Source organism: Streptomyces sp. NPDC002574, assembly GCF_042889545.1.
Taxonomy (GTDB): domain Bacteria; phylum Actinomycetota; class Actinomycetes; order Streptomycetales; family Streptomycetaceae; genus Actinacidiphila.
Window position 1 is genome coordinate 1 of record NZ_JBIARB010000029.1, and the last position, 23075, is coordinate 23075.

Consider the following 23075-nt stretch of genomic DNA (forward strand, 5'->3'; position numbering starts at 1 on the left):
AACGACGACACCGTCGTGCCCGCCGAACTCACCGCATAGCCTCAAAGAAGAGATCACCGAGTGGCCGTCGATACACCACTCCAGCGGACGTGACCAAACCTGGTGTGAGTCCCTTTGACCGTACCTTGCCACTCTGCAGGCGGCACGCATGCGCAGCGCGCATGGGCCGGACGTCCCACGGCCTGTGTAGAGCCCCCCGCTGACAGAGGAACCCGCGGGCGGGCAAGCCAGCACCTGAGCCCCTCGCGGATGCTCACCTTGAGGCGATGAGCATCTCGGACCTCCGGGACGGGGACGACGGGCGGCCACGAAGGCTGGGCCCGAAGGCAGGGGTGAAACGGGATACGCGGACACATGCGTCCCAGGGCACTGTGCCCCGTCAGATATCAGTCGCGACTACTGTCTTCCACTGAGCCATCGCTGCGAGAAATGTCCGCGGCTGAGGGACTAACGGCACCGGTGGCACGCCCGTGTCGGCCTGCAGGCCCAGGTAGTCGCGTGCCGCGCTGTTGTCGCGGGTCGCCTCCGCGAGGCGGGCCGGCCTGGTCGAAGGCCCGCTTCTGGATGCGGCTCCGCCGGTCACGACGACCTGCGCGATGTGCGAGCCGGAGCCGCCGAGGAATCTTTCCAAGAGCGTCACAGGTACTGCGCACCGCCTTCGGGAGGTGCCGTTAGCGTTGCTGGCCGCCGATCCCGCACGCGAACGGGAACAGGCCGCCGACGTTCACGGCGGCGCCGTCAGCACAGAGAGACCACAGATGGACTACTGCTCCTCATGCCGTCGGCACCTCAATGGGGCCCTGGTATGCCCAGGATGCGGCGCATACGCGCCGGACATCGCCCCGCCCTCCCATGGCCACTATGGGGCTGCGACGACCGCCACTGCGTGGGAGCACCCCCTGGAGGGGTCCCCCGCCTCAGAGCCGTATCCCGGCACTCCTCGCTTCGATGCCGGCCCGAACGGGTCCGGCGCGCCCGAGGACGTAATGGCGGAGACACCGGGCGCCGGTTCAAAGTCAGCAACCGCCGACACCGCCATGCAGGGACGCGCGGCCCGGCGTCGGCAGATGGCGCGTTGGAAGAAGCACCGGCGCCGGGCCGCGGCCGCGACGGCCTTCGCGCTCGTCGGTGGCGGACTGACCATCGCCGCGCTGCCGAACGGGGCTTCCAAGGGCCAGTCCAACGCGACCTCCGCACCGGAGTCGGTGACCGCAGCCACTACCCGGACGAGGCCGGTTGCCACGGCATCGGCGCAGCCGGACACCCCGGTTGCGCGGCATCCCGGTAACCGCCCGCCCACAACCGGCCCGCACCAGCGGAACACAACTCTCGCGGTGCCGCATCCCGCGACGACGTCCACGCCGCCTGACCCCGCACCCGCGGCAAACAGCGGGACGAACGTTCACCAGGCAGGCACCACAGCCACGCTGACGCACACGGCCGCCACGGCCACGCCAGCGCCCGCGTCCACCGAGGGCGCTGACGCGGCTAGCTCGCACGCCAGCCCGGCGCCCACGGCGCCGGCCACCCCAACCCCCACCCCAACGCAAACGGCGCCCCCGAAGCACCTGTGCCTGCTCGTTGTGTGCCTCGGCTGACTGCGCCATGCGCCGTCGCCCCGTCGGCATCCGCCCGCTCTGACGGAAGCGTGGGAGGCGGCCCTCGACGCGGCGCCACGTCAGCCCTGGCGGCGCTGCGCCAAGGCAACGGATACAAGGCGCCTGACCGGCCGCCGTGTTCGCCGTGGACGCCTGCGGGCGCATGGGCGTGGGTTCCTCGCTGGAGTTCGTGGTTGGCCGCTGGCCCTCACGGAGCTGTACGGCCAGGCTGTGGACCGCCCGGACCAATCAGGCCCGTGGGGCTAGGGATTAGCGGCACTGCAGGCACCTCCGGCACTGCGTCGGCAACCCCAGGTATGCACGCACCGCGGCGTTGTCGCCGGTCGCGTCCGCCAGCCGGGCGGCTTGGTCGAAAGCCCGCTTCTGGATGCGCTCGACCTCCCCGGCGACGTCATCGATCGGGTAGCCCGCCTCCTGCAGCAGCCGCACGGCGGTGTCCAGGGAGAACACGCCCGCTGCGTAGCCCGCCGTCACGTCCGCCAGGACCGTGGTGCGGTCGGTGGGGGTGTGCGCACCCCACGCAAGGCGTGCGGGCAGCGACTCGCCGGCAGGCCACACCTGCCCGGCCTCGTGGAGGCGCTGCACCATGCGCAGCATAAGCTGGTACTCGTGGTTGCGGGCCAGGCGCATCGCGCTGACCAGGGAGTCCAGCGGGCCCAGTGCCAGCTGCAGGGCGTATCCGGACGGCACCTTGGCCACGTCCGGCCGTGATCAGGCGGGTATTCGCGGCGAGCCGGGTCAGCACGTAGTGTCCATGCTGAGACCAGTCACGTACGGCGGCCAATCCGTGGGGCCCGGACTCGGTGCGCGCCGTCCAGCGCGAGGTCACGGAGTAGACCTGGTGTTCACGGACTGCAGGCTGGCACCATCGCGGCGCAGCTCAGGGATCACAGCGGCCGCCTGGCTCAACCGGAGGAACACATCAAGCGGGGTCGCATCTCTCTCCCCCCGAGTTGCTTCACGATGCACGGACGACCTTCGGCGAGACGTATCAACCAAGATTCGCAGCACGCTTGGCGGCCCCGTCCCCTCTCGCTGCAAGGCAGTCCGGGCCTGAAGCCCCTCCACCGGCCTCCGTTGTGCGGTCAGGGGCGGATGAGGACGGTGCCGACCTTGCCGGGCCGGCCCGCGTGTTCCACGGCTCTCGACAGTTCTCCGAGGTCGTACGTGGCGGCCACGTCGAACTGGTCCGTGAGCGCCAGCGCAATTTGTTTCGCGGTGGCGATGTCGGACGCTCGCCTCTCGGGAGACGCTTCAAAAGGCCACCCACTGATGATGTTTTTGCCCCGTAGCGTCAGGGATTTACTCACGAGCGTTGACGCATGCACCGAGATCGGCTCCTCGGCGATCATTCCGTAAGTGACGAGCTTTCCGCCTGGCGCCAGCAGGTCCACAAGGCTGCCCGCCATCTTCCCGCCGACCGCGTCGAGGGCCACGCTAACGGGGCGGCCGCCGGCTTCCTGGCGGACTTCGTCAGCCCAACCCGGATGCTCTGTCGACACGACCGGCACGTCTGGGAACCGCTTGCGCAGCTCGGCGGCACCGCGCGCGCTACGGACGATGTTGATGAGCGTGAAATTGTGGAACTGAGACACGCCTGTCACTAGCCGTCCGACCGACGAACCCGCTGCGGTCTGCACGAGACAACCGTCGTAGCCGAAGGTAACGTGCTCCTGCGCCTCACGTCGCAGCATCACCGCAGTAAGCGGATTCGCCAACATCTGTGCGGCGACCTCGTCTGGCAGCTCCTCTGGAACGGCGACGACCGCCCCGGCATCCGCCACCAACCACTGGGACCACGCCCCCGGCTGGGGAAAGACCGCCACGCGGCCGCCGACCTCAACACCCGGCGCCACGCGTGTCCCCGGGCTGATGGCCTCCACCACGCCGGTGGCCTCGATACCCGGCGTCACCGGATCCTCAAGTTCCCTTGGGGAGGCTTCGACGGCGAAGATGTCTCCCGGATGTACTGGGAAAGCGGTCGTACGGATCAGAATCTGGCCGGGCTCAGACGCAACCGGCTCCGGCTCCTCGATGACCGTCAAGACCTCAGCGGGCGATCCGCCACGGGTGTAGACGACACGCCGGTTCATGACTCTCCTCCTACGCCCTGGTCCGTGGGAGCGCCCGAAAGGGACACCTGCCGCACTCCCGGAGCAGGTGCCGTCCGCCGAATGCACTGTCCAAACACATCAGCCGCCTGCCTTCCCGCAGGCCACGTTCACGCTCGCACGAGGCGGAACCACCAGCACAGCCGAATAGGCCGATCGGGCCTGGCCCACATGCGGCTGGATCGCCGAGAACGCGGCCCGGACCCCCTCTGTGGGGTTCCGGGCCGCTGTGCTTCGCCGTGGCGCTGGTCAGGCAAGGCGGAAGTCCTCGAGGCGGTGGCCGGCGCCCACACGGGCCGTCAGCCGCTTGCCCGGGAGCTCCTTGGGGTCGAGGCCGACCGCGGCCGCGACCTCGGCGGCCGGGTACCGCTCAGGAGCGTCGGCGGCCTCGGTGCTGATGCTGGAACAAGTTGCCAATCAGCCGCCGCTTGTTTGCGGCTTACCTGACGCTGCACGCGATCCGGGCCCGGTTCGGCCGGTATCGCTGATCCCGCCCGGCGGCACCGGCGCCGGCTGGCTGGTGATAAGCGGCACTGTCGGCACCGGGTCGGCCTCGGGCAGCCCCAGGTATTCGCGCACCGCGGCGTTGTCGCCGGTCGCGTCGGCGAGGCGGGCGGCCTGGTCGAAAGCCCGCTTCTGGACGCGCTCGATCTCCTTGGCGACGTCCTCGACCGGGTAACCCGCCTCCTGCAGCATCCGCACTGCGGTCTCCAGGGAGAACACGCCCCCGCCGTAGCCGGAAACGACGTCGGCCAGCACGGTGGTGCGGTCGGTGGCTGTGTGTGCGCCCCACGCGAGGCGGGCGGGCAGCGACTCGCCGGTGGGCCACGCCTGACCGGCCTGGTGGAGGCGTTGCACCATGCGCAGCAGTAGCTGGTACTTGTGGTTGCGGGCTAGGCGCATCCGATAGTCCGAACGATCCTCACGTGCTGTCCCCCAGCGTCCGAGCCTCACGATGTGCGCAGGCTACTACGGGGCGTCCGGGGCGGCGAAGCAGCCGGTTACCCAGTTTGCCCACACCAAGGCGTGCTGCTCGGCGGCGGACTTCTGTCGCCGTCACCTTGCCGCTGCCTCCGAACAGGGGTGATCCGCCAACCCGGCGAACCTTCTCGGTCACAGCACACTAGCTCCGATCTTCCGCGTGTCGGCAAATCCTCGGGCACCCAGCTTTCCTACGGCCATGGCCATCCGCACTCCCTGGCCGTAGCTCACCGTCTACACCTCCATGGCAGCGCGGAAGTACGCAGCGCAAACTCAACTGAGGCAGCAACGAGCAGCACGTCCGGCCGAAGGCCGTCACTGGCCCGTGGCAGCAACCTACGTCTCCCCATCGCGGCGCGAACGGGTGTCCACTTCACGGGGCAAGGCCCGACCGGAACTTCATGGTTCCGCGCCTCACCGCGTCCACGGCAGATTCCTCAGGTGGTCAGACCGGCGCTGGTCAGCCAGATGTGTTCGCATGTCGCCGACGCATCTTGGAGCTTCTCGCGGGATTCCTGTGAGGCGTGGTAGAAGGTCCGTTCGATCATCCAGCACAGGGCGCGTGCCATCGCCGGTGCCTGGTCCGGTGCGGCGCCGGCCTGGATGCCGGCTCGTTCCAGGACGGCGGTGATAGCCGCGATGAACAGGTCAGCCGTGTGGTTCCACAGCTCGCCGATCTCGGGCACGGTCAACGACAGGTCGATCGCCGTGCGCATGACCAGGCCGTGCTCATTCCACAGCTCAACCGTGCGCTGCATGGCTGCCGCGATGGCCCGGCGCGGCTCGTCGGCCTCCGCGGTGGCCCTAGACCGCTCCCACAGGTGCTCGACGGTCCGGGCCACGAGTGCCGTGACCACTTCTTGCTTGGAACCGTAGTAGAAATACAGCGCGCCGCGGGTGATGCCGGCGCCCTGGGCGATGTCGCCGACAGTCATGGCCTCGTAGCCCTTGTGCGCCAGCAGGGCCTCGCAGGTGTCGAGAATGGCCCGCTCCCGGACGTCGCCCTTGCGTTCGGCGGCGCGACGGCTCCGCGCGGGGTGGTGGCCGGGCATCAGAGCTGCGCGCCGTCGGCGAAGTCGGTCGTACGGGAGAGTGCCTCCCATGCGCGGATGTCCTCGTCCACGGCCGCGCGGGCGGCGGTGACCAGTCGCAGCGCGTCCGAGCCCAGGACGAGGTGGGCCGGCGGGCGCTCGACCGAAGTGATGTACACGAGGGCGTCCCCGGCTTTGGCTGGATTGCCCAGCTGGTTGCCGCTGGCCTTCTGCCGCGCTTCGCGGATGGGGGTGAACAACTCGTCGTAGTCGTCGACGGTCCGCTCGGCGCGTGTCATGGACCGTCCGGCCCAGTCGGTGCGGAAGGAGCCGGGCTCGATCGCCGTCACGTGGATGCCGAACTGCGCGACTTCTTTGCCCAGCGCCTCGAGGATGCCTTCCAGGGCGAACTTGCTGCCACAGTAAGCGGACATGCCGGGCACGGCCATGAGCCCGCCCATGGAGGTGACGGCCATCAGGTGTCCGCGGCGACGTCGGCGCATGTGGGGCAGCGCCGCCCGCAGCGTGGCCACCGCCCCGAACACGTTGACCTCGAACTGCCGCCGCACATCGGCCAGCGGGGTTTCCTCGAAGGTTCCCTCCAGGCCGTAGCCGGCGTTGGCGACGACGACGTCCAGAGGGCCCACGCCGCGCTCGACCTCCGCGACCACACCGGGGGCGGCGTCATCGTCCGTCACGTCCAGCAGGCGACCGTGAGCGTTACCGGGCCTGAGATCTTCGAAGGCCCGCAGGTCGTCCTCGGAGCGGACTGTGCCGACGACGGTATGACCTGCGGCCAGGGCGGCCTCGGCGAAGGCACGTCCGAGGCCCGTGCTGACGCCGGTGATGAGCCAGTTCTGCTTTTGCACTGTTCCTCCAGAGAGGTCTTGCGAGGACCCGGACCGTCCGTCCACCAAAAAGTCTACACCATGTCGATTTTTACCGTCACAATGTCGACCGTGCCCACGCCCAGCCCGTCAACCTGGCCTCCGCCTTCGAAGAACCCGCCACCGGCCACAACGGCCTGGCCGCCGAATCCCCCACACGCCTAGGGGTGCTGTGACCGAGAAGGTTCGCCGGGTTGGCGGATCACCCCTGTTCGGAGGCAGCGGCAAGGTGACGGCGACAGAAGTCGGCAGCCGTGAGGTGGGGCTTGTGCAGTGCATCGCTGTAGAGCCGCATTTCACGAGCCGCTCGGTCCAGGTGCTGCCAGAAACTGAGGGGCAGGTCGAGGTCCTCACCGAGATCGACAAGGCAGTCGAAGGCAAGTCCCAGCTCGTTGTGCTCCAGGAATTCCAGCGTCGCTGAGAGATCGATGTCTGGCAGGCCTGTGAGCTGGGCCCGGGCAGCGTCGAGGTGGTCACGGGTCGTGTTCCAGCTGGCCTGAACAGCCTCACGATCATTGGTCATGGCGTCAGTGTTGCCGGTGCCCGTCAGCGAGGTCACGCAACTTTCGCTGGACGTCCGCCCCAGCGGATGCCCTTCTCGCTGCGGATGCGGGCGCGCTCACGGCGTTGGGCAGCCAGGACGTCGGGGTGGCGGACGTTGGCGTTGCGCCAGCGCAGGTAGGCGTGCAGGGCCCGGGTCTGGACGGTGTGGTTGGGGTTGTTCGAGTTGGCGATGGTGAACTGCCGCAGCGGCCCGAAGTGGGCTTCTATCGGGTTGGCCCAGGGCGCGTAGGTCGGGGTGAAGCACAGCTCGACCCGGTGTTTCTTCGCCCAGCGGCGGATCTGCTCGCCCTTGTGTGCGGACAGGTTGTCCAGGATCGCGTAGATGGGGGCGCCGTCGGGCCGGGCCGCGCGGATCGACTTCAGAGCGGCCAGCGTGTTGGCGGCGCCCTTCTTGCGCCGGTTGACGCCCCACAGGGTGTCGTCACCGATCGAGTAGCAGCCGTGGAAGTATCGGACGCCGTGGGTGCGGTGGTAGGTCGCCGGCACCCGGTCGGGGTGGCCTTGCTCGGCCCAGCACGACCCTCCCATGGGGCGGATGCCGAGCGGCCCGAACTCGTCGAACGCGAACGCGCGGTCGGGGAAACGGTCCAGGACGTGTTCGATGTGGTCGAGCCATGCGTCGCGGTCGGGGTCCGGGGACTCCTTCCAGGTCTTGGTGCGCTGGAAGGTGATGCCGCGGCGGGCGAGCAGGCATCGTAACGTCTCGCGGCCGATGCAGATGACGCGGCCGTGTACTCTCCGCAGGTAGGCGGCGAGTTTGCGGATGGACCAGCGGGTGAAGGGCTGGCCGAGCTTGGTTGGGCGGGTGGTGGCCGTCTGGATGACGAAGTCCTCGTCGTCAGGGCTGAGCAGGCGGGGACGGCCTCCCGCCCACTGAGGGTCCAGGCAGGCCAGGCCGATCTCGTTGAACCGGTGGATCACGTCCCGGACCGTGTCCTCGTCGGCCTGGACCAGCTGTGCGATCACCGGAACCCGGTTCCCGCCGGCCGAGGCCAGCAGCATCATCGCCCGCCTGTAGCGCACCGAACTGGTACTGCCACGGCGCACGATCTGCTGCAGCCTTTGCCCTTCCTGATCGGTCAGTCGGCGCACCCGCACAGGCTCAGCCACCGCACCTCCAGCGGTCGGATCGGACGTCACCGAACATCCAACCGCCCCAACCACCAACCCGGCGAACCTATGCGGTCACAGCACTAGGGCGTGTTTCGAAAGTCCCTCCCCCAGTTGCCGCTGGGAGGTGCCCCCATCCCGCGACGCTCCCCCAGCTTCGCTGGGAGGTGCCCCCAGGCACGGCACTCCCCCAGCCTTCGGCCGGGGGTGCCCCCACGCTGCGTTGTCGAATCGTCCGAGTGGCCCGGCTACGACGACGGCTGACGACTCTCCGCCTTGCGATGCACCGCACCTGGGGGTACCCCCAGCGGTAGCTGGGGGAGCCGCGGGACCCGCCCTCCGGGCGGCCGGCGCTACTTTCGAAACACGCCCTAGCGATCGCTGGAAATCACAGCGGCCCTGGCAGGCGGAGGAGCACGCGCCTGGAGGCACCTGATGAGCTGCTGGTCGGCCATTGACATGATGGGCCGCGGCAAGATTTCAGCTGTCTCCAGGGGGCGACGATGACGTTCATGGCCGAAGCCGATTCCGGAGTCGCCGATCGGGATGAGTGGTCCTATGCGCCAGCGGTCGGCATCGGACCGCTCCGGTTCGGTATGACTGTCGACGAAGTGGTCGAGGCGTTTCAGGCTCTCGGCCCGACGAAGGCCAGCGATTGCCCGCGCGTCCACGCGATCTTCTCGCCCACGTGGAAAGTCGAGGTCCATCGCCGCGGGGTGACCTCTTCACTGCTTGCCGTCACGGCCTACGTGAGCCAAGCCGCGGGGCTGTTCTGCATCGCAGCCGACGCCGTCCACGGTCCCCAGGTGCGGCACGATGGAATCCCGCTGGTCGGAAGGGACCTGTCGGAACTGAAGAGCGACGAGATCGCGCATGCCCAGGCAGTGAATGGTCACTTTCGCTACACGCCCGAGGGCTATGCAGGACCAGATGATCCCGGGGTCATCATACGCGGGCAACGCGTCGGGCAGGTCCTGCGATCACGCCCGTTGTTCATGGTGACGCGCGACGGCGCGAATGGACGAGCAGCTGAGTCGCGCGGTAGCCCGCGAATCCCAGCAGGGCGAGTTCAACGGCACCGATCACGGTCGCCCGTTTTGATGAAGATCCTCCGGATGTCGACGGACATCATAGGGAGATCACCGGAGTGGGCGTTTGTGGACCAAATCGCGGGTCAGGCCCGCTATTTCTGATCACGCGCGGATTGAGGCCGCTTCGGGGCCGGTTCGGTAGGCTCGCGATACCGGGGGCCGACGGCAGTCTCGGCCGGCACTGAGGCGGTGCACTCCTGCAACCGTCGGCCCCCGCGCGTCAGCTCCCCGATCCGTCTCCGCAGGATGTGACGGGCTGTACCGGCGGCTCGCCCATGACCCTGCCGGCGACTTGCAGCAAGGCGGGCGGTTTCAAGGCGCCCGGGTTGAGGGGCTGCTCTGTTGTCCGGGTCCATCTGATGCCAGCGCGATCCGTGAAATCCATGCCGATCCTGTTCGACAAAAACCACACATCGCCAAACGGCCTGTACGGGGTCTTCCCCCTCTTCGGATTGAGCGGAAGGGCCCACGTCAGCATGTTGGGCCAGTTGTCGACCGCGTAGCCCAGAGAAGCGCTTTGAATCATCGTGTCCGAGCATGGCGGCAGGTTCGACAGCAACAGACGGTAGTTCGCCTCCCGAGGCTCTTTCCGGGCGTAGACGCCGAAGGTGACGTGCACGTCGGTCACGGGATCCGGAGACCTGTTCATCAGGTGCAGCGTCTCGCCGTCGGCCGATCTTCTGACCCAGAACGCGATGCGAGATGCCTGCTCCCGAGCCGCGTCATCGTCGGCCTTTCTACGGTCTTCGTCCTGCTCCCGTGACTGCAAAAGCTGATCTTCGGCGACCCGTGCGCTCCACAGCGTTCCGATGCCGGTCGTCACCAGACTTCCAAGGGTTGCCACGATCGTGACGACCGCGCCGAGGGTGAGCAGGCTGAGGCGCCGGCCCGGCCGTGCGGCCTCCGAGTCCGGTGCCTCGGCGCGCTCGCGGGCGCGGACGCGGCTAGGGCCCGGACGCTGCCTAGCCAGGCGCAGTCTCGTTCGTCTCTGTGTCTCGTTCTCTGGCACGCGTCCCCTCCCACACATCCCTACGCAAAGGGACGCACGGCGGACGCGAATGGCTCCCGGGGCGGCTGGGAAAGCACGGCAGGCCCCCGCCGATCGCGCAGCGGGGGCCATTCTCCATGCGACGAGGGCTCTCCTCGGGGGGAAGCGGTTGCCCTCACATCGTTCTCAGCGTGTGGCGGCCGCGGTGCCCGCGCATCCCGGTGGGGCCAGGTGGGTGACGGGTCATCGGGCAATCTGCCGGGTGTACGCCGCTGCGGCACCGGTGGCCGGCCTGCCGACCTGGCTGGGCTGCGGTGCCGTGGGCAGCGGGACGTGGGCGATGGCGCCCTTGTTCGCGTAGGGGGTCCTTGTGCTTGCCGCCGCGTTCGGCCCACTGCCGACCGGGGTGCGGCTGGAGGTTGAGCGGCCCGAACTCGTCCATGCAGAAGACGACCTCGGGCTCGCCGTCCTCGGGTATGACCTCACGGTCCGCGATCGCGTAGAGATGCTCGACCCGGGCCTTCTTGGCCTCGTAGTCAGGGTCACGGGAGGTCTTCCAGGTCTTCACGCGTTGAAAGGAGACGCCCTCCTCGCGGAGCAGGACCCGCAGACCCTCGTGGCTGATGTCGTCGACCACCCCCTCGGCGACCAGGAAGTCCGCCAGCTTGGCCAGGCTCCAGGTCGAAAACGGCAGGCCGTGCTCGGCCGGCTTGGACGTGGCGATCTTCTTGATCTCACGGCGCTCGGGCAGGGTGAAGGTCTTAGGGCGTCCGCCCTTGCACTTGGGGTAGAGCGCCTCGAAGCCGTCAGCGTTAAAGTCGTGGATCACGTCACGAACCCTGTCCGGGCTCGTGAACGTCACCTCGGCAATCTTCGCCACGGCCATGCCCTGCGCAGACAGCAGCACCATCTGCGCACGCCGCCACGTCACCACCGACCCGGCGCCCCTGCGGACGATCCGCAGCAGCCGTCGGCCCTCGTCGTCATCGATCTCGCGAACCCGTACTCGCTCTGCCACTCACACAGCTTGGCGGCCTGCGGCTGCCCGATCGATCACCCGGGGCGGCGCATCACATCAAAGAGGGGCGCCTCATTGCGAGGCCAGGAAGAGGGTAACGGGGACCTGACAGGTCCAAATCCTGTCGACCGAGGTGAGTACGGTTCGAAGATCCACTTGAACGCCGAGCTGACCGGTCTGCCCCTCTCCGTGGCAATCTCCTGCACGACAGTCAGGCACCGATCCCCCCTCGTGGACGGGATACCGCCGATCCGCTCCCGCCACGGACGCCGACGACGCAAGTCGGAAAGCTGCACGCCGACAAGGGTTATGAATAGTCGCCGAACATCTCTCACGGCGGTTGCGTTCACATCACACGTCACCAGTGCGCGCAACCCTGATGACCCCACTCCACTCTAAAATCGGAACCAGGCCCTCCGCACGTTATCCCAGAATCGCCGGACACGCAAAAGCTTTCGCTGAATGAAAGTTTTACTCCGGAGAGAGGTTTGCGAGTAGGCTCGGCCCATGACTGTTTTTCCTGGGGAGACTCACTACGCAAAGTCGGCGGACGGCACATCCATCGGTTGGCGTCAGTTCGGCACAGGTCCGGCAATCGTCATCACACACGGGTCCCTTGCGACCAGCGACGAGTGGCTCCCGGTCGCCGGTATCCTCGCCGAGGACCACACAGTATTCCTCGTCGATCGGCGAGGGCGCGGGCTCAGCGGCGATGCACAATATTATGATCTGGAAACCGAAGTAGCGGACCTCCAGGCGGTGCTGAACGCGGCCGGGGCCGGGGCAACGCTGCTCGCTCATTCCTACGGTGCCGTATGCGCGGCTGCGACGGCTGCCGCTGGCGCGAGTATTTCAGCGCTTGTTCTTTACGAGCCTCCTTTTCCTGTGAGCGGCACCTGGGAGACCGCTAGACTACCCCTGGTAGCTGAAGCTCTAAAAGAGAAGAACTATGACCAAGCCCTGGTGACGATATTGTCTCTGTTGGTTGTGCCAGATGACATCATAGAAGATTTGCGCGCGACGCCGTTCTGGGCCCCTATGGCCGCATTGACCCCGACGTTTCAGCGTGAGTACAGCGTTCTCAATTCACTCGCCGATGATCTCGATCGTTTCAAGGCCATTCGAGAGCGCACGTTGGTGTTTCTCGGTGGAGACAGTCCGCAGCGCCGTATCGACGCCGTGGAACTGCTCACCAGCAGCCTGCCGGACGTCACGCTTGTTGACCTCCCCGGACAGCACCATTACGCGCACGTCGCGCAACCCGAGGTCATCGCGAAGGCCGTACAGTCTTTCCTCTCCGCAAGCTGAGCAGCGCCGAATCAGGATCGCCCGTCTGTCGTGGACATCCTCGGCACCCTCAAGGCGCAGCCGAGCCGGGTCGGTGAAGGTTTGTCGACAAAGATCATTTCCAGATCCGTTGAGGACGAGTGCGGCGCGGGCTATGTCGCCGATCCAGCTGGTGCTGAGCGAGACGTGCTTGAGCGCGCACCAGCGTTTTTTGAGCTCGACGGCAGCACGCTCGCGGAATGGCGCGCAATCCCGGATCAGGGTGTTCATCGTGCGGGTGTCAGCCTGGAGGGCTTGTTCACCGAGCCGTCCTCCCCGTGCAGGCAGGCATGAGCCGACGATCAGCCAGGTGACACGCCAACCGGCGCCACCCCGTGCCCGGTTGACGGCATCAGCGCCAGGTGCTCAGCCTCGCGCAATCACCCCTGGCCGCGGCCCGAAAGCGCGTCTACAGCGCGGGCGGGAGATCGCCCCTGCGGCAGCGTCCTCGACGGCCGCAGCGCCTGTGCGGCCTTGTCGGGGCCTTGTGGCTGGTCCACCGGCATCCGGCGCCGCCGAAAGCCTGCATCCACCACTGCACGCCAACCTCCTGGGTCCGATTCAGGGTGTCAGAGTTAGGCGACCGCGGACTGGGCGAGCGTCACCGCTCCGCCCGCGCGCGCACCGGTACTCAAGCGCCGCCCCGGTAGACCACGTACCGGGTCATTTGGGTGTCGGAACATTCGAGTTCCGGTGACGAGTCGCGTCGACCAGCGCGGACGCCGACTGAGCGAGGCGCCCCGCAGGACAGGCGGATATGTGACTACGTAGGTCATGGCGGGCTTGTCTGCACCCTCAGAAGATCTGCACCGAAATCCGATCACGAGCGCCGCGACGTCTCTGCCAATGTGGCACCGGCACTCCGGCGCGCGGATCCGGGCCGGCACTCTGGCCCAGTGCCCTACGGCGGACGGGCACGCATGACAGCTCGCGCCGCCGGTAACTTGCGACGCCGGCCGCGTGGCACCCCGCAAGGTGCCCCGCATGACAAGCTGTGCTTCCCACTGCCCGAGTCCAGGAGGTCACCATGACTGCAGCGTCTCCATCGCAAGAAGGTCCCGAGCCGGCTAACGCCGAGCGCCCTGCCCTGACGCCCGACGAGGACGGCCAGTATGACCTGAAGGCCAAGTTTCGGGAGGCCCTGGCGCGCAAACGCGGCATGCAAGCGGAGGCCACGGCCCTCGCTGCGAACACCGACGCGTCGAAAGCCCGCGGCGCGCACGGCCCGGCTGCCAGCCAGCGGTCGTTCCGACGCAAAAGCGGCGGCTGAGAGGTCGTTTTCGGCGGCGTTACACCCACTGGATGTTCACCAGCGCGCCCACCACCTGAGTCCACCCGACGGCGGCTGCTGCGCACCGCTGCTGGCTGCGGGTCAGGTGCCAGTGTCACTGCTGGTGCCGTCGCCGGACATGACCAGCGCTGCTGTGTGAGTACGGATGCGGCGGTACTTCTGCTCGGTGGTGTGCCCGTCCCACTGGGCCCACGGGTCGCCGGCGGGCACCCGCTGAACGTGGTCGAACAGAGCCAGGTCGCCGGGCGCGATCTACCAGCAGAACTGCCCGCCCCCGGCGCGCAGGAACAGCACGTACCAGCCGTCGCCAACGCCGGGCGGCGCGAGCGCGACGACGCCGGGGTGAAGGGCTGCCAGCCATGCGGCGAGGTGCGCGCGTTCGCGGTAGGCGGCGCCCAGCAGCGCCTCGAGTGACCCGGCGGCGCTCATGTGGATGGTCCGTTGCCGGTCGTGGTCTCGGGTCGGCTACCGGTCGTCACAGGCCTACCTGAAGGCGTGGAACGCGACCGACGATCCCCTGCCACCACACCCGCCGATGGCGCTGCCGCCATCCCGCGCCGCATTCCGGTACACACGGGCCCGCATACCCGCCGTCCGCGAACCGTGGCTGCAGGCGATCTACGACCGCGGGTACTGACCTGTCACCGAACCTGGCTCCGCTGCTACCACCCGTTCCCAGCATCATCGTAGACACCCCGCCCGCCTGCGCGTGCCAGACCGGGCGGCGCTCACGGGCGTGATGTACGGGGCATCATCCTGTCACGCGTAGCGTTCACGGCGAGATCACGCACACCCCAGCGCCGGTACCCGCCGCCCCCTGGCGCAGACCGGGACACCACACGGCCGCGTCGGCCCAACCGCCGGACGCACCTCTGGCACTATCCACCCACCCACCCACAGCCCCCGGCAAACGACCCGGCCCCGGCACGGGCAGAACACCCGAACCGGCTTCTCCCCTCCGCCGGGCCGGTTCGCAGGCGGTGGTGGCCTGGTCTCGGCAGTACTGGGCGAGTTCGCAGAAGTCGAGGCAGGAGGGGCTGTAGGCGGCGGTGAGGTCGTCGAGGGCGTCGGCGAGTTCTCTGCCGGTACGGGCCGGCCTGCCGTCCCGGCGCACGGACAGGTCGAAGCTGGCGTCGCCCGGGAGCATGGCGGCGAGGTCCTCGGCACGGTCGAGGCGGCCGAGTTGGAACTCGATCGCGTCCAGTTTCTGGCGCAGGTCGACCAGCCTGCCGTACGGCTGGTTGGCGAAGTCCTTGGGGCAGATGAGCAGGAACTCGTGGGTGACGGCGTCGGCGGCTTCCTGCGCGTCCAGGCCGACGGCAAGGAGGGTCTGGCGCAGCGCGATGACGTAGACGGCGGCCTGCTTGGCGGCCTCGGCGACCTTGCCCGGGTCGGCCTGGCCGTCGGTCGCGGCGAACGACTTGATCTCGACGATGTAGAACCTGCCGCCGATGCGGTGGGTGACGGCGTCGGGCTCGAGGTAGGCGGTCTGCCCGGCAACCTGGAGGGTGAGGACGGGGTGGTCCAGGATCAGACGCTCGTCGCTGCCTTCCGTGACGCGACCCAGCAACCGGCGGGTCTCGGCGGCGCGGAGCTTGAGATCGGTGTCCTGGCCGACCGTGTTGAGGTCGGCCACCCCGGCCTCGCGTACGGATACGCCGAGCTCCGTGCGCAGCAGGGTGAACATGGCGGCGTAGCCGTCGGCCTTGACCAGCTCCTCGAACGCGTTGCCGCGAGATATCGCGAACGGGGACTGCCCGAAGCGGGCATCGAAGCCGACGCGGGCGGCAAGCGCGTTCTTGTCGACGCCCGCGGCGTCGAGCACAGCGCGGCGGGCGCAGCCGGGGTTGGCGGTCAGCGCGGTGATCTTCCGCGCGGTGTACGCCTGCGCGGCGATCGGTCCGCGCAAGCGCGAGAGCCTGTCATCGGTGCTGGGCGGCGGCGCCATGGCATCTTCCTGGGCGGTGCGTGTGGACAGGGACGGGACCGGGATCGGGCGGGTCGTTATGAGCCGTCGGTGCCAGTGCGGTCGGCGAGTCCGAGTGCCGGCGCGCCGAAGAGCTTCTGCGTATCGGTCAGTTCGCGGGCGCGCTGAGCGGCTGCCTGCCGTTGTTCGGCGTCGTCCGCGGCGTGGACCTCGGATTCCGTCGTGGCGGCGCGGATGACCCGTTCCGGGTCGGCGGCACCGAAACCTTCGTGGGCTCCGGGTACGTTCTGCGCGAAGCGGTGCAGGAGCCGCCAGGCGGCGTCCGATGGCTGCTCGCCGGTCACCTGAATGCGCTGGATCTGCTCGGCGACCCTGACGGCTTGGGTGAGGAATTCGGTGCGCGGGCCGAGCGGCCCGACGATGCGCTGTTCCAGCGGCCAGGTGGACAGGGCGAGGAGCCCTCTGGCAGGGGTCAGCCGGTCGTGGGTGAGGGCCGCGCAGATGTAGTAGGGGCGCGCGTAGGCCTGTGCGGCGAAGGAGCGCTCCTCGTCACGTCGCAGCGACGCCAGGCGGGTGGTGACGATCGTGTCCGCGAAGAACGCCTCGTGAGCGGCGGAGATCAGTTTGGGAGCGGCGCCGGCACCGAGGACGGTGAGCGCCTGGTGCACCTGCTCACGTACGGGGATCACGCCGCCCACGGCACGGGAGAGCGTCCTTGCCGGAGAATCCGGTCGCGGCCGCAGCGGGGTTTCGGCCGGCCGCGCCGCGACCGGTCCCGCGGCCTCTGCGTCCAAGGCGTCATTCCACGCCCGCTCCATGTCGCGCAGTTCACCTCGGGCCTTCGACGCGGCGCCTGTGCCGCCCGCGCGCGTTGCTTCGCGCAGAAACTTACCTCGATGTCTCTTTGGGGTGGTAGGTACGTTTTGAGGTGTGACCGAATCGGCTGGCTTCCCCGTCGTCCGCGTTGAGCCCGCGGTGGGTGGCTTGGTGCCACATCGTTGATCGAGGCGTTCGAGGCCTGGGCAGATGGAGGATGCCGCGACCCACGGCGCACGGGGCGTACCGACGGAGCGGGCCGGCACGGCGGTGGTGCGGACCGACCCCTCGAGCCTGTCCGCACCACCGTTGCGCCGGACTGCCGGTTACCCGGCCGGCCAGTGCGGCCACGCCGGGGCGAACGCGCACCAGTACTCGGGACAGCCGACTCGGTAGGCCCGGGTGACGGTCTCCGTGACCGACGCGCCGGAGTGGTCCGCTGCGGTCACCTTCAAGGAGACCCAGCCGGTGCTCGTCGCGGGTACGGTCACCCGTCGGACGCCGTCGCGGCCCCGGACCTCTGCCGGCTGCCAGTTGGCGCCGTCGTCCGTGGAGTACCGCACCGACACGCGCTCGATGCCGGCCCCGCTGTGCACGCCCACCTGGCGACCGATGTCCAGGCCGAACGTGAACTCCCGATCCTCCGGCACCGAGTTGTCTCCATCGAGCCTCGCCATGTCGAAGCGCGTGTCGAGCAGCGGCAGCGGACGCTCGCCACCCGTGTGCTCCGAGCGGAACCGCCAGGTGTCCGTGACGTGCGTGCCCAGCGTCCACTCCGGGGTGTCGCGGTGGGCGGACGCGGTGAGTTCGTACCACCGGCCACGCGCGGGCAGGTCGAAGACGGCCTGCCCCGGCTCGTCGTTGCGGGCGAGTACCTTGCCCGAGCCGTCGCGCAGCAGTGTCTCGCCGGACTCCAGATCCCGCACAGGATCCGACTGGTGGCCCGCCGCGTCCGAGAACATCGGCAGCGCGAGACGCAGTTTGTCCCCGTCGCGGGTGGCCTGCGCCCGGCCGTCGGGTCCGTTCACCGACAGCGACGGGTTGAAGGGGCCCGTGAGCCAGCTGTCGCCGGTGGTGCGTCCCTTGCGATAGACGGTCGGATTGGTGAACTGCAAGCCGAGCGCCCCGACGGAGTCCAGCGCGTACTCGAACGTCGCCGTCGTCCACGGGACGTCGGGCGTGTAGTACGCCGTCATCCGGTGCGGTGCGCGGAACAGCGTCGACTGCTGGGCCAGACGCAGGCCGCCGTAGGTCACCCAGCCGTAGATCCCCTTGGTGTCGTTGGGGAAGCCGGTGGTGCGGAAGCTGTGGTCCACGCGCGCCAGGTCCCGGCGCCGGTCCTGCCAGTGGGCACCGGCCGGTACCCCGTCGTCATGGGTGTGGAAGGTGAAGTAGGTGCGTTCACCATTGCGCTCACCCTTGATCCGAAGGGTCACCTCTCCCTTGGCGAGCTGCTCGCGCAGCAGCTCCACGCCATGGGGATCGATGCCCAGCGGCGGATCGGCCGGGTCGAACGACGCCGCCCCCGCCAGCAGGATCGCCGCCGGCTGCCGTTCCTTGATCGCGTCGTAGCGCCGGCTCTGCTCCTCCCACGGCACGCTCCAATCCGACTCGAGGAGCACGATCCGGTCCTTGAGCTCCAGCCCCGTCAGATCCCCGCCGTCGCCCGCGTCGGTGACCCCCTTCTCCATGTCCCATTCCAGCCGTTGCCACGACATCAGCCACACCGGCACGTCCAACGGGGCTCCGGAGCCGCCGACCGTCGTCGCGAGGACGTACGGCTGCTGCCAGGAGGCGGCGGAGAAGTACGTCAGCCCGGGTATCCGGCCGCTGCCCACGGCATACGACCTGTACGCGCCGGCGTAGATCGGCGCGGCCAGTCCGACGGGAGTGCCGGTACCGGTCGACGAGACCTGCCCGGTCGCCGACCCCTGTTCATTGATCCGCATCTCCGGGTCGTCGATGCCCGTGGTGACTGGCTTCGCCGCGGACGTGTCGGTCTTCAGCGTGCGGTCGCCGGTGAGGGAGACGCGCCGGGCGACGGCGACGGACCTCTCTGGGATGCTTGCCGTGCCGTGGCGGACGTACTCCCACACCCCGCCGAACACCCGGTAGTCGCCGACCGGCAGCCGGACCTGCTCGGGCTCCGTGGTGAGGCCGACCAGCTGCGCCACGCCGGTCTTCTCGTTCTGCACCACCAGGTTGGTGTACGCCGTCTCGACCCCGGGCCTTACGGCGGCGGGTTCGAGGGTGAGCGTGGCGGCCGCGGCCTCCGCGTCGATGCCGACGGGAGTGCGCACCGTGCTGCCGTCACTGCCGCGCGCGGTGATCCAGCCGCCGCTGGCGCCGGCGGACGCCCTGCCGGTGTCGATCCGGACGGTCGCGGCGGCGGTGCCACCCGCCGGAACGGTCAGTTGCCGCGAGGCGAGCGAAACCGGTGCTGTCCCGGCCAGGGAGAGGCTCAGCCGCACGTCCTTGCCGCCGTCGTTGCGGTAGGTCACCGTGCGGGTCGGGCTGCCGCCATACGGCCAGTCCAGCTCGGCCGACACCGTGCTGGGGGAGGCGGTGATCCGGGACGAGAGCCCGGCGGGCACGTCCACGCTGCCCGCACCCTGCTCGTACACGTCCGCGCCGGCGACCGGGTCGGCGGTGGCGACGAGAGCCGCCTTCAGCCGCTGTGCGTCCCAGCCGGGGTGCATCTGCTTGAGGATGGCGGCCGCCCCGGAGACGTGCGGGGTCGCCATGGAGGTGCCGCTGATCGTCGCGTAGAACTCGTTGTTCGCGGCGGCGTCCAGCGTTCCCGCCGCGCGGGCGGCGGTGATGGAGCTGCCGGGTGCGGTGATCTCGGGCTTGACGCCGCCGTCGGTGACCGCGGGTCCACGGGAGGAGAACGACGACATCGCGCCCTCCTTGGTGATCGACCCGACGGTCAGGGCGCTGGGCGCGGCGGCCGGTGCGCCGATGCTGCGCGGGCTGCCCGCGTTGCCCGCCGCGATGACGAACAGCGGTCCGCCGTCCTTGGACAGGGTCTCGACCGCCTCGGAGAGCGGATCACTGCCGTCGCTGGGCAGGCTGGAGCCGAGGCTCATCGAGACGATGTCGGCGTCCTGCGCGGCCGCCCAGGCCATGCCTTCGAGGATGCCGCTGAAATCGCCGGACCCACCCCCGTCGAGCACCTTGCCGATCAGCAACTGGGCCCCGGGCGCTATGCCCTTGTACCTGCCCTGCGAGGCGGCACCACTTCCGGCGACGGTCGAGGCGACGTGCGTGCCGTGGCCGTTGAGGTCGGTGACGCTCTCGTCCCAGGAGAAGTTCTTCTCCGCGACCACCTTGTTCTTCAGGTCGGGATGGGTGGGGTCGTACCCGGTGTCCAGCACCGCGACCTTCACACCCTTGCCGTCGAGACCCTTCCGCCAGGCTATGGGCGCGCCGATCATGGCGGCGGACCGGTCCAGGCTCGCCTCGACCTTGGCGTCGAGCCAGAGCTTCCCGGCCGAGGCGGTGCGTGACGTCCCGCCCGCGGCGGCGAGGAAACTGCGCCAGGCCGCGGCAGCCTCGGACTTGCGTACCGTACGGGCGGTCAATCCCAGGGAGGGAAACGTGTCCCGCTGCACGGAACCGCGCAGTGCGGGTCCGGCCTGCGTCGTCGCGATCAGGGGAATGGAGGACCGGGCCGCGTCGTCGTACCCCTGCGCGGCCAGCGCTGTGACGTCGAAGAGCTGCCGGTCCACCCGTTCGTCGGCGAGAGCCTGCGTGGCGTCGACCGGGATGACGTATTCGTGGTCGTTGATCCTGGCCCGGGTGAAGGCGATGTGCTCCCGGCCCTGGCCGGGGGTCACCCCGCTGACCTGAAGGCCACTCCCGCTGCCGGTGAAGCCGACCCGGTCACCGCTGATCAGTGTGACGGTGTGCTGGGCGGGTGCCGCGGCAGGCGGCGCCGTGGAATGCCCGGCCCCGGGCTCGGGGTCAGGATGGGCTGCCGCCGGCAGCCCGGTGGCGACCAGCGCCGCGGTGATGGCCGCGAGCACGGCCGCGGTCCTCGATTTGGATCTCATCCCCTGTACCAACTCCCTAAAGGCGTTGCCATGAACGAGCAACAGCCACTTCAAATCAGGAGTTGATGTTGAGACAGATGGTGGACCTGGCGAAAAGGTGTCATGACACATCTGCGACAGCCGCTGCCACGGACTTCTCCACCCGATCATGGTCACATCGTCAGGCCGGCAGCGGCCGTCACGCCTCGTGCATCCCTACGCCTGAGGCGCGAAGCGGCTCTTGTCTCGAACGGCAGAGAGCCGTGTCCGCTGAGCGGACTCGGAGTGTCAACTATGTGGGTTCAGTGCTTCGTTGACCCGGGCTCGGGCGACGTCCAGGACTGTGGCCATCTCGTCCTGGGTCAGGTGGATCCTGCCGCCGGGCCTTCTGGCAGCGGCGATGAGCAGCAGGATGATCCTCAGGGGCAGAGCCTCGCAGAAGTATTGGGCGATCAGAAAAAACTCGAGGCTGTAACCTCGGATCACTCCGGTGAAGCGAGCCCTCCGTGCTCCGGGAGCGGGGCGGCGAACTGCCAGCCGCCGGCGAGGAGTGCGTCGACGGCGGACACTGCGGTGCGCAGGCGCTGGGCGTGGGGGCCGGTCAGGACTATGTGCGGGAGGTTGCGGCGGGTGAGCTCCTCGCGGAAGCGGTTCGTCATCCACGTGCGGAGATGTTCGCCGTCGCGGAGGCCGTCGTCCTCGAAGGGGACGCCGGCGTCGTCGGTGAGGAGCCAGAGGTGGTGGCGGCCGCGGGCGGCGATGGCTTCGACCTCGGGGTTGCGGGCGCCCATGTAGCGCTCGTGCCAGATCGTCGTGGCCAGGGGGTCCGTGTCGCAGAACAGGATCGGGGAGCCGGCGCGTGCTGCCGCGTTCTCGTCCGCGAGTTGGTGTTTGGCGATCAGCTCGAAATCGGGGGAGGTCCAGGTGACGTCGTTGAATATCGCCTTCGGGTTGAGTGCCAGGAGCTTCGCGTACTTCTCCTCGCTGTACGTGCGGCCGTACTCCGGCACCCACCGCGTCGCCACCCACACCCCGCCGCGCGCACGGTAGTGCTCCGCCAACGCCTGGGCCATGGTCGTCGTGCCGGTCGACTCCGCGCCCACGACGACCACGCGCCGGGTCAGCCCAGCCCTTACCGGCGCGGCCAGGTACGGCCAGCAACCCACCGGGTCACTGCGGACGGCGGTGCCCGAGACCGGGTACATCGTGCGGGCGACGTCGACCGTCACCGCGGTCGCGCCGAAGCGGCGGCCGAGTTCGTCGCCGTAGGGCTCTGAGGTGAAGACGGCGTCCACGAGGTCGGGGACGGCAGCGCGGAAGATGGCCATGTGGGCGTCCCACACCGTGGGGTCGGTGATGTCGACGGGGATGTCATCGACCGCGCCGACGACTTCGATGCCCGTCTCGGGGTGCTCCTCGCGCATCCAGGCCATCCGGTCCGCGAGCGGGATCGACTCCACCGCGGAGGCGCACACCAGCACCGTGAGCCGGCGGCATCGCGCGGCGGCGGTGCGGACCAGGTGGTGGTGGCCCGCGTGGGGTGGATAGAACTTGCCGAGCACCAACCCGTGGTCGAACTCGCTCATGCCAGGGCCTCCTTACGGGCCGCTGCCGTCGCCTCGCCGAGCCATGCGCGCAGTCCGGCCGCGCACAGCAGCAGGAAGCCCGCGTAGAGGAGCGACGTGAGGTAGAGCCCCTTGTACGCGTACAGCGGGATGTAGACGACGTCGGCGGCCATCCACAGGTACCAGGACTCGATCTTCTTCCGGCACTGGCCGTAGGTGGCGGCCAGCGACAGCGCCGTGGTGAGCGCGTCCCAGAAGGGCACCGTGGAGTCGGTGGCCCGGTCGAGAAGCACGGTCAGGAGCGCGGTGGCGAGCACCGTCGCTGAGGCCAGGATGCGCCAGGTGCGGCCGTCGGTGCGGCTGATGGCGAGATGCCCTGAGGCTCCGGCGATCCAGGACCACCATCCGTACACCGCCAGGGCCACGTAGACGACCTGGAGGGCCGCGTCCGCGTACAGGCCGGCTCCCGCGAAGAGCAGGATGAAGAAGAGGGTGTTCGCGATGCCGACCGGCCAGTTGGCGATGTGCCGGCGGGCCACCAGCCATACGCAGAGCGCTCCGCTGCCGAAGCCGAGCACCTCCACCCAGCTGACGGGGGTGTCCAGCAGAGTGAAGAGGGGCTCCTGGAGCCGGGTGACCATGTCCGCGAGAACCACGCGGCGACCTCCTAAACGTCACCCTGACGATAAACCGGACGGCTGACCCGGGCAAGGGAG

The 23075-nt window shown here is 68.9% G+C and carries 20 protein-coding genes and 1 pseudogene; 4 read left to right on the forward strand and 17 right to left on the reverse strand.

Going from position 1 to position 23075, the window contains the following annotated elements; all coding sequences use genetic code 11:
• Positions 1-1868: 1868 nt before the first annotated feature.
• The 8 genes from ACFYXS_RS39225 to ACFYXS_RS39260 form a co-directional block, all read right to left on the reverse strand.
• Entirely contained in the window at positions 1869-2318 is a 450-nt protein-coding gene (locus ACFYXS_RS39225; protein WP_389256593.1) for a hypothetical protein, read from the reverse strand.
• Positions 2319-2704: 386 nt separating this feature from the next.
• Positions 2705-3712, reverse strand: coding sequence for a zinc-binding dehydrogenase (locus ACFYXS_RS39230; RefSeq protein ID WP_389256594.1), 1008 nt, complete (start codon positions 3710-3712; stop codon positions 2705-2707).
• A 267-nt stretch (positions 3713-3979) separates the two neighbouring features.
• Positions 3980-4147: a hypothetical protein gene (locus tag ACFYXS_RS39235; protein ID WP_389256595.1), complete on the reverse strand. Its 168-nt coding sequence runs from the start codon at positions 4145-4147 to the stop codon at positions 3980-3982.
• Positions 4148-4684 (reverse strand): hypothetical protein, encoded by a 537-nt coding sequence (locus tag ACFYXS_RS39240; RefSeq protein WP_389256596.1) that lies wholly within the window; start codon positions 4682-4684, stop codon positions 4148-4150. It abuts the gene before it with no gap.
• 464 nt (positions 4685-5148) lie between these two features.
• Positions 5149-5763: a TetR/AcrR family transcriptional regulator gene (locus ACFYXS_RS39245; RefSeq protein WP_389256597.1), complete on the reverse strand. Its 615-nt coding sequence runs from the start codon at positions 5761-5763 to the stop codon at positions 5149-5151.
• A complete protein-coding gene (locus ACFYXS_RS39250) occupies positions 5763-6611 on the reverse strand; it encodes an oxidoreductase (protein ID WP_389256598.1) in 849 nt (282 codons plus the stop codon). The genes ACFYXS_RS39245 and ACFYXS_RS39250 overlap by 1 nt, the downstream gene beginning before the upstream one ends.
• Before the next feature lie 220 nt (positions 6612-6831).
• Positions 6832-7188 (reverse strand): MafI family immunity protein, encoded by a 357-nt coding sequence (locus tag ACFYXS_RS39255; RefSeq protein ID WP_389256599.1) that lies wholly within the window; start codon positions 7186-7188, stop codon positions 6832-6834.
• Complete coding sequence (locus tag ACFYXS_RS39260; RefSeq protein ID WP_389256600.1) at positions 7185-8303, reverse strand: IS630 family transposase; 1119 nt, start codon at positions 8301-8303, stop codon at positions 7185-7187. Before ACFYXS_RS39260 ends, ACFYXS_RS39255 begins: the two co-directional genes overlap by 4 nt.
• Positions 8304-8815: 512 nt before the next feature.
• On the opposite strand from ACFYXS_RS39260, the gene ACFYXS_RS39265 reads away from it, so the two are divergent.
• Positions 8816-9496, forward strand: coding sequence for a hypothetical protein (locus ACFYXS_RS39265; RefSeq protein WP_389256601.1), 681 nt, complete (start codon positions 8816-8818; stop codon positions 9494-9496).
• A 118-nt stretch (positions 9497-9614) separates the two neighbouring features.
• Here ACFYXS_RS39265 and ACFYXS_RS39270 read toward each other — a convergent pair whose 3' ends face one another.
• Both ACFYXS_RS39270 and ACFYXS_RS39275 read right to left on the reverse strand, forming a co-directional pair.
• Complete coding sequence (locus tag ACFYXS_RS39270) at positions 9615-10217, reverse strand: hypothetical protein (RefSeq protein WP_389256602.1); 603 nt, start codon at positions 10215-10217, stop codon at positions 9615-9617.
• Positions 10218-10695: 478 nt separating this feature from the next.
• Positions 10696-11400, reverse strand: a pseudogene (locus ACFYXS_RS39275) (IS630 family transposase); the annotation flags it as partial.
• 507 nt (positions 11401-11907) lie between these two features.
• Here ACFYXS_RS39275 and ACFYXS_RS39280 point away from each other — a divergent pair.
• The 3 genes from ACFYXS_RS39280 (at position 11908) to ACFYXS_RS39290 (ending at position 13996) form a co-directional block, all read left to right on the forward strand.
• Entirely contained in the window at positions 11908-12708 is an 801-nt protein-coding gene (locus ACFYXS_RS39280) for an alpha/beta fold hydrolase (protein ID WP_389256603.1), read from the forward strand.
• 30 nt (positions 12709-12738) lie between these two features.
• Positions 12739-13020 carry a hypothetical protein gene (locus ACFYXS_RS39285; RefSeq protein ID WP_389256604.1) on the forward strand — a complete coding sequence of 94 codons (282 nt, stop codon included), beginning with the start codon at positions 12739-12741 and terminating at the stop codon, positions 13018-13020.
• 733 nt (positions 13021-13753) lie between these two features.
• Complete coding sequence (locus ACFYXS_RS39290; protein ID WP_389256605.1) at positions 13754-13996, forward strand: DUF5302 domain-containing protein; 243 nt, start codon at positions 13754-13756, stop codon at positions 13994-13996.
• A 102-nt stretch (positions 13997-14098) separates the two neighbouring features.
• Here ACFYXS_RS39290 and ACFYXS_RS39295 read toward each other — a convergent pair whose 3' ends face one another.
• The 7 genes from ACFYXS_RS39295 to pnuC all read right to left on the reverse strand — a co-directional run bounded on the left by ACFYXS_RS39295 (position 14099) and on the right by pnuC (position 23015).
• Positions 14099-14227, reverse strand: a complete 129-nt coding sequence (locus ACFYXS_RS39295; protein WP_389256606.1) for a hypothetical protein — start codon at positions 14225-14227, stop codon at positions 14099-14101.
• Between the two features lie 42 nt (positions 14228-14269).
• Positions 14270-14446: a hypothetical protein gene (locus ACFYXS_RS39300; RefSeq protein ID WP_389256607.1), complete on the reverse strand. Its 177-nt coding sequence runs from the start codon at positions 14444-14446 to the stop codon at positions 14270-14272.
• A 343-nt stretch (positions 14447-14789) separates the two neighbouring features.
• Entirely contained in the window at positions 14790-15926 is a 1137-nt protein-coding gene (locus ACFYXS_RS39305; RefSeq protein WP_389256608.1) for a hypothetical protein, read from the reverse strand.
• Positions 15927-16021: 95 nt separating this feature from the next.
• Positions 16022-16633: a hypothetical protein gene (locus ACFYXS_RS39310; RefSeq protein ID WP_389256609.1), complete on the reverse strand. Its 612-nt coding sequence runs from the start codon at positions 16631-16633 to the stop codon at positions 16022-16024.
• Positions 16634-17086: 453 nt separating this feature from the next.
• Positions 17087-20815 carry a S8 family serine peptidase gene (locus ACFYXS_RS39315; protein ID WP_389256610.1) on the reverse strand — a complete coding sequence of 1243 codons (3729 nt, stop codon included), beginning with the start codon at positions 20813-20815 and terminating at the stop codon, positions 17087-17089.
• 461 nt (positions 20816-21276) lie between these two features.
• On the reverse strand, positions 21277-22380 hold the full coding sequence (locus tag ACFYXS_RS39320) for an AAA family ATPase (protein WP_389256611.1): 1104 nt from the start codon (positions 22378-22380) through the stop codon (positions 21277-21279).
• Positions 22377-23015, reverse strand: coding sequence for a nicotinamide riboside transporter PnuC (gene pnuC, locus ACFYXS_RS39325; RefSeq protein ID WP_389256612.1), 639 nt, complete (start codon positions 23013-23015; stop codon positions 22377-22379). Before pnuC ends, ACFYXS_RS39320 begins: the two co-directional genes overlap by 4 nt.
• Positions 23016-23075: the final 60 nt, after the last annotated feature.

Excerpts from the sequence above, each read along its gene's own strand:
- ACFYXS_RS39230 (WP_389256594.1), bottom strand. The coding sequence starts at position 3,712 with ATGAACCGGCGTGTCGTCTACACCCGTGGCGGATCGCCCGCTGAGGTC.
- ACFYXS_RS39245 (WP_389256597.1), bottom strand. The coding sequence starts at position 5,763 with ATGCCCGGCCACCACCCCGCGCGGAGCCGTCGCGCCGCCGAACGCAAG.
- ACFYXS_RS39265 (WP_389256601.1), top strand. The coding sequence starts at position 8,816 with ATGGCCGAAGCCGATTCCGGAGTCGCCGATCGGGATGAGTGGTCCTAT.
- ACFYXS_RS39280 (WP_389256603.1), top strand. The coding sequence starts at position 11,908 with ATGACTGTTTTTCCTGGGGAGACTCACTACGCAAAGTCGGCGGACGGC.
- ACFYXS_RS39290 (WP_389256605.1), top strand. The coding sequence starts at position 13,754 with ATGACTGCAGCGTCTCCATCGCAAGAAGGTCCCGAGCCGGCTAACGCC.
- ACFYXS_RS39300 (WP_389256607.1), bottom strand. The coding sequence starts at position 14,446 with ATGAGCGCCGCCGGGTCACTCGAGGCGCTGCTGGGCGCCGCCTACCGC.
- ACFYXS_RS39315 (WP_389256610.1), bottom strand. The coding sequence starts at position 20,815 with ATGAGATCCAAATCGAGGACCGCGGCCGTGCTCGCGGCCATCACCGCG.
- ACFYXS_RS39320 (WP_389256611.1), bottom strand. The coding sequence starts at position 22,380 with ATGAGCGAGTTCGACCACGGGTTGGTGCTCGGCAAGTTCTATCCACCC.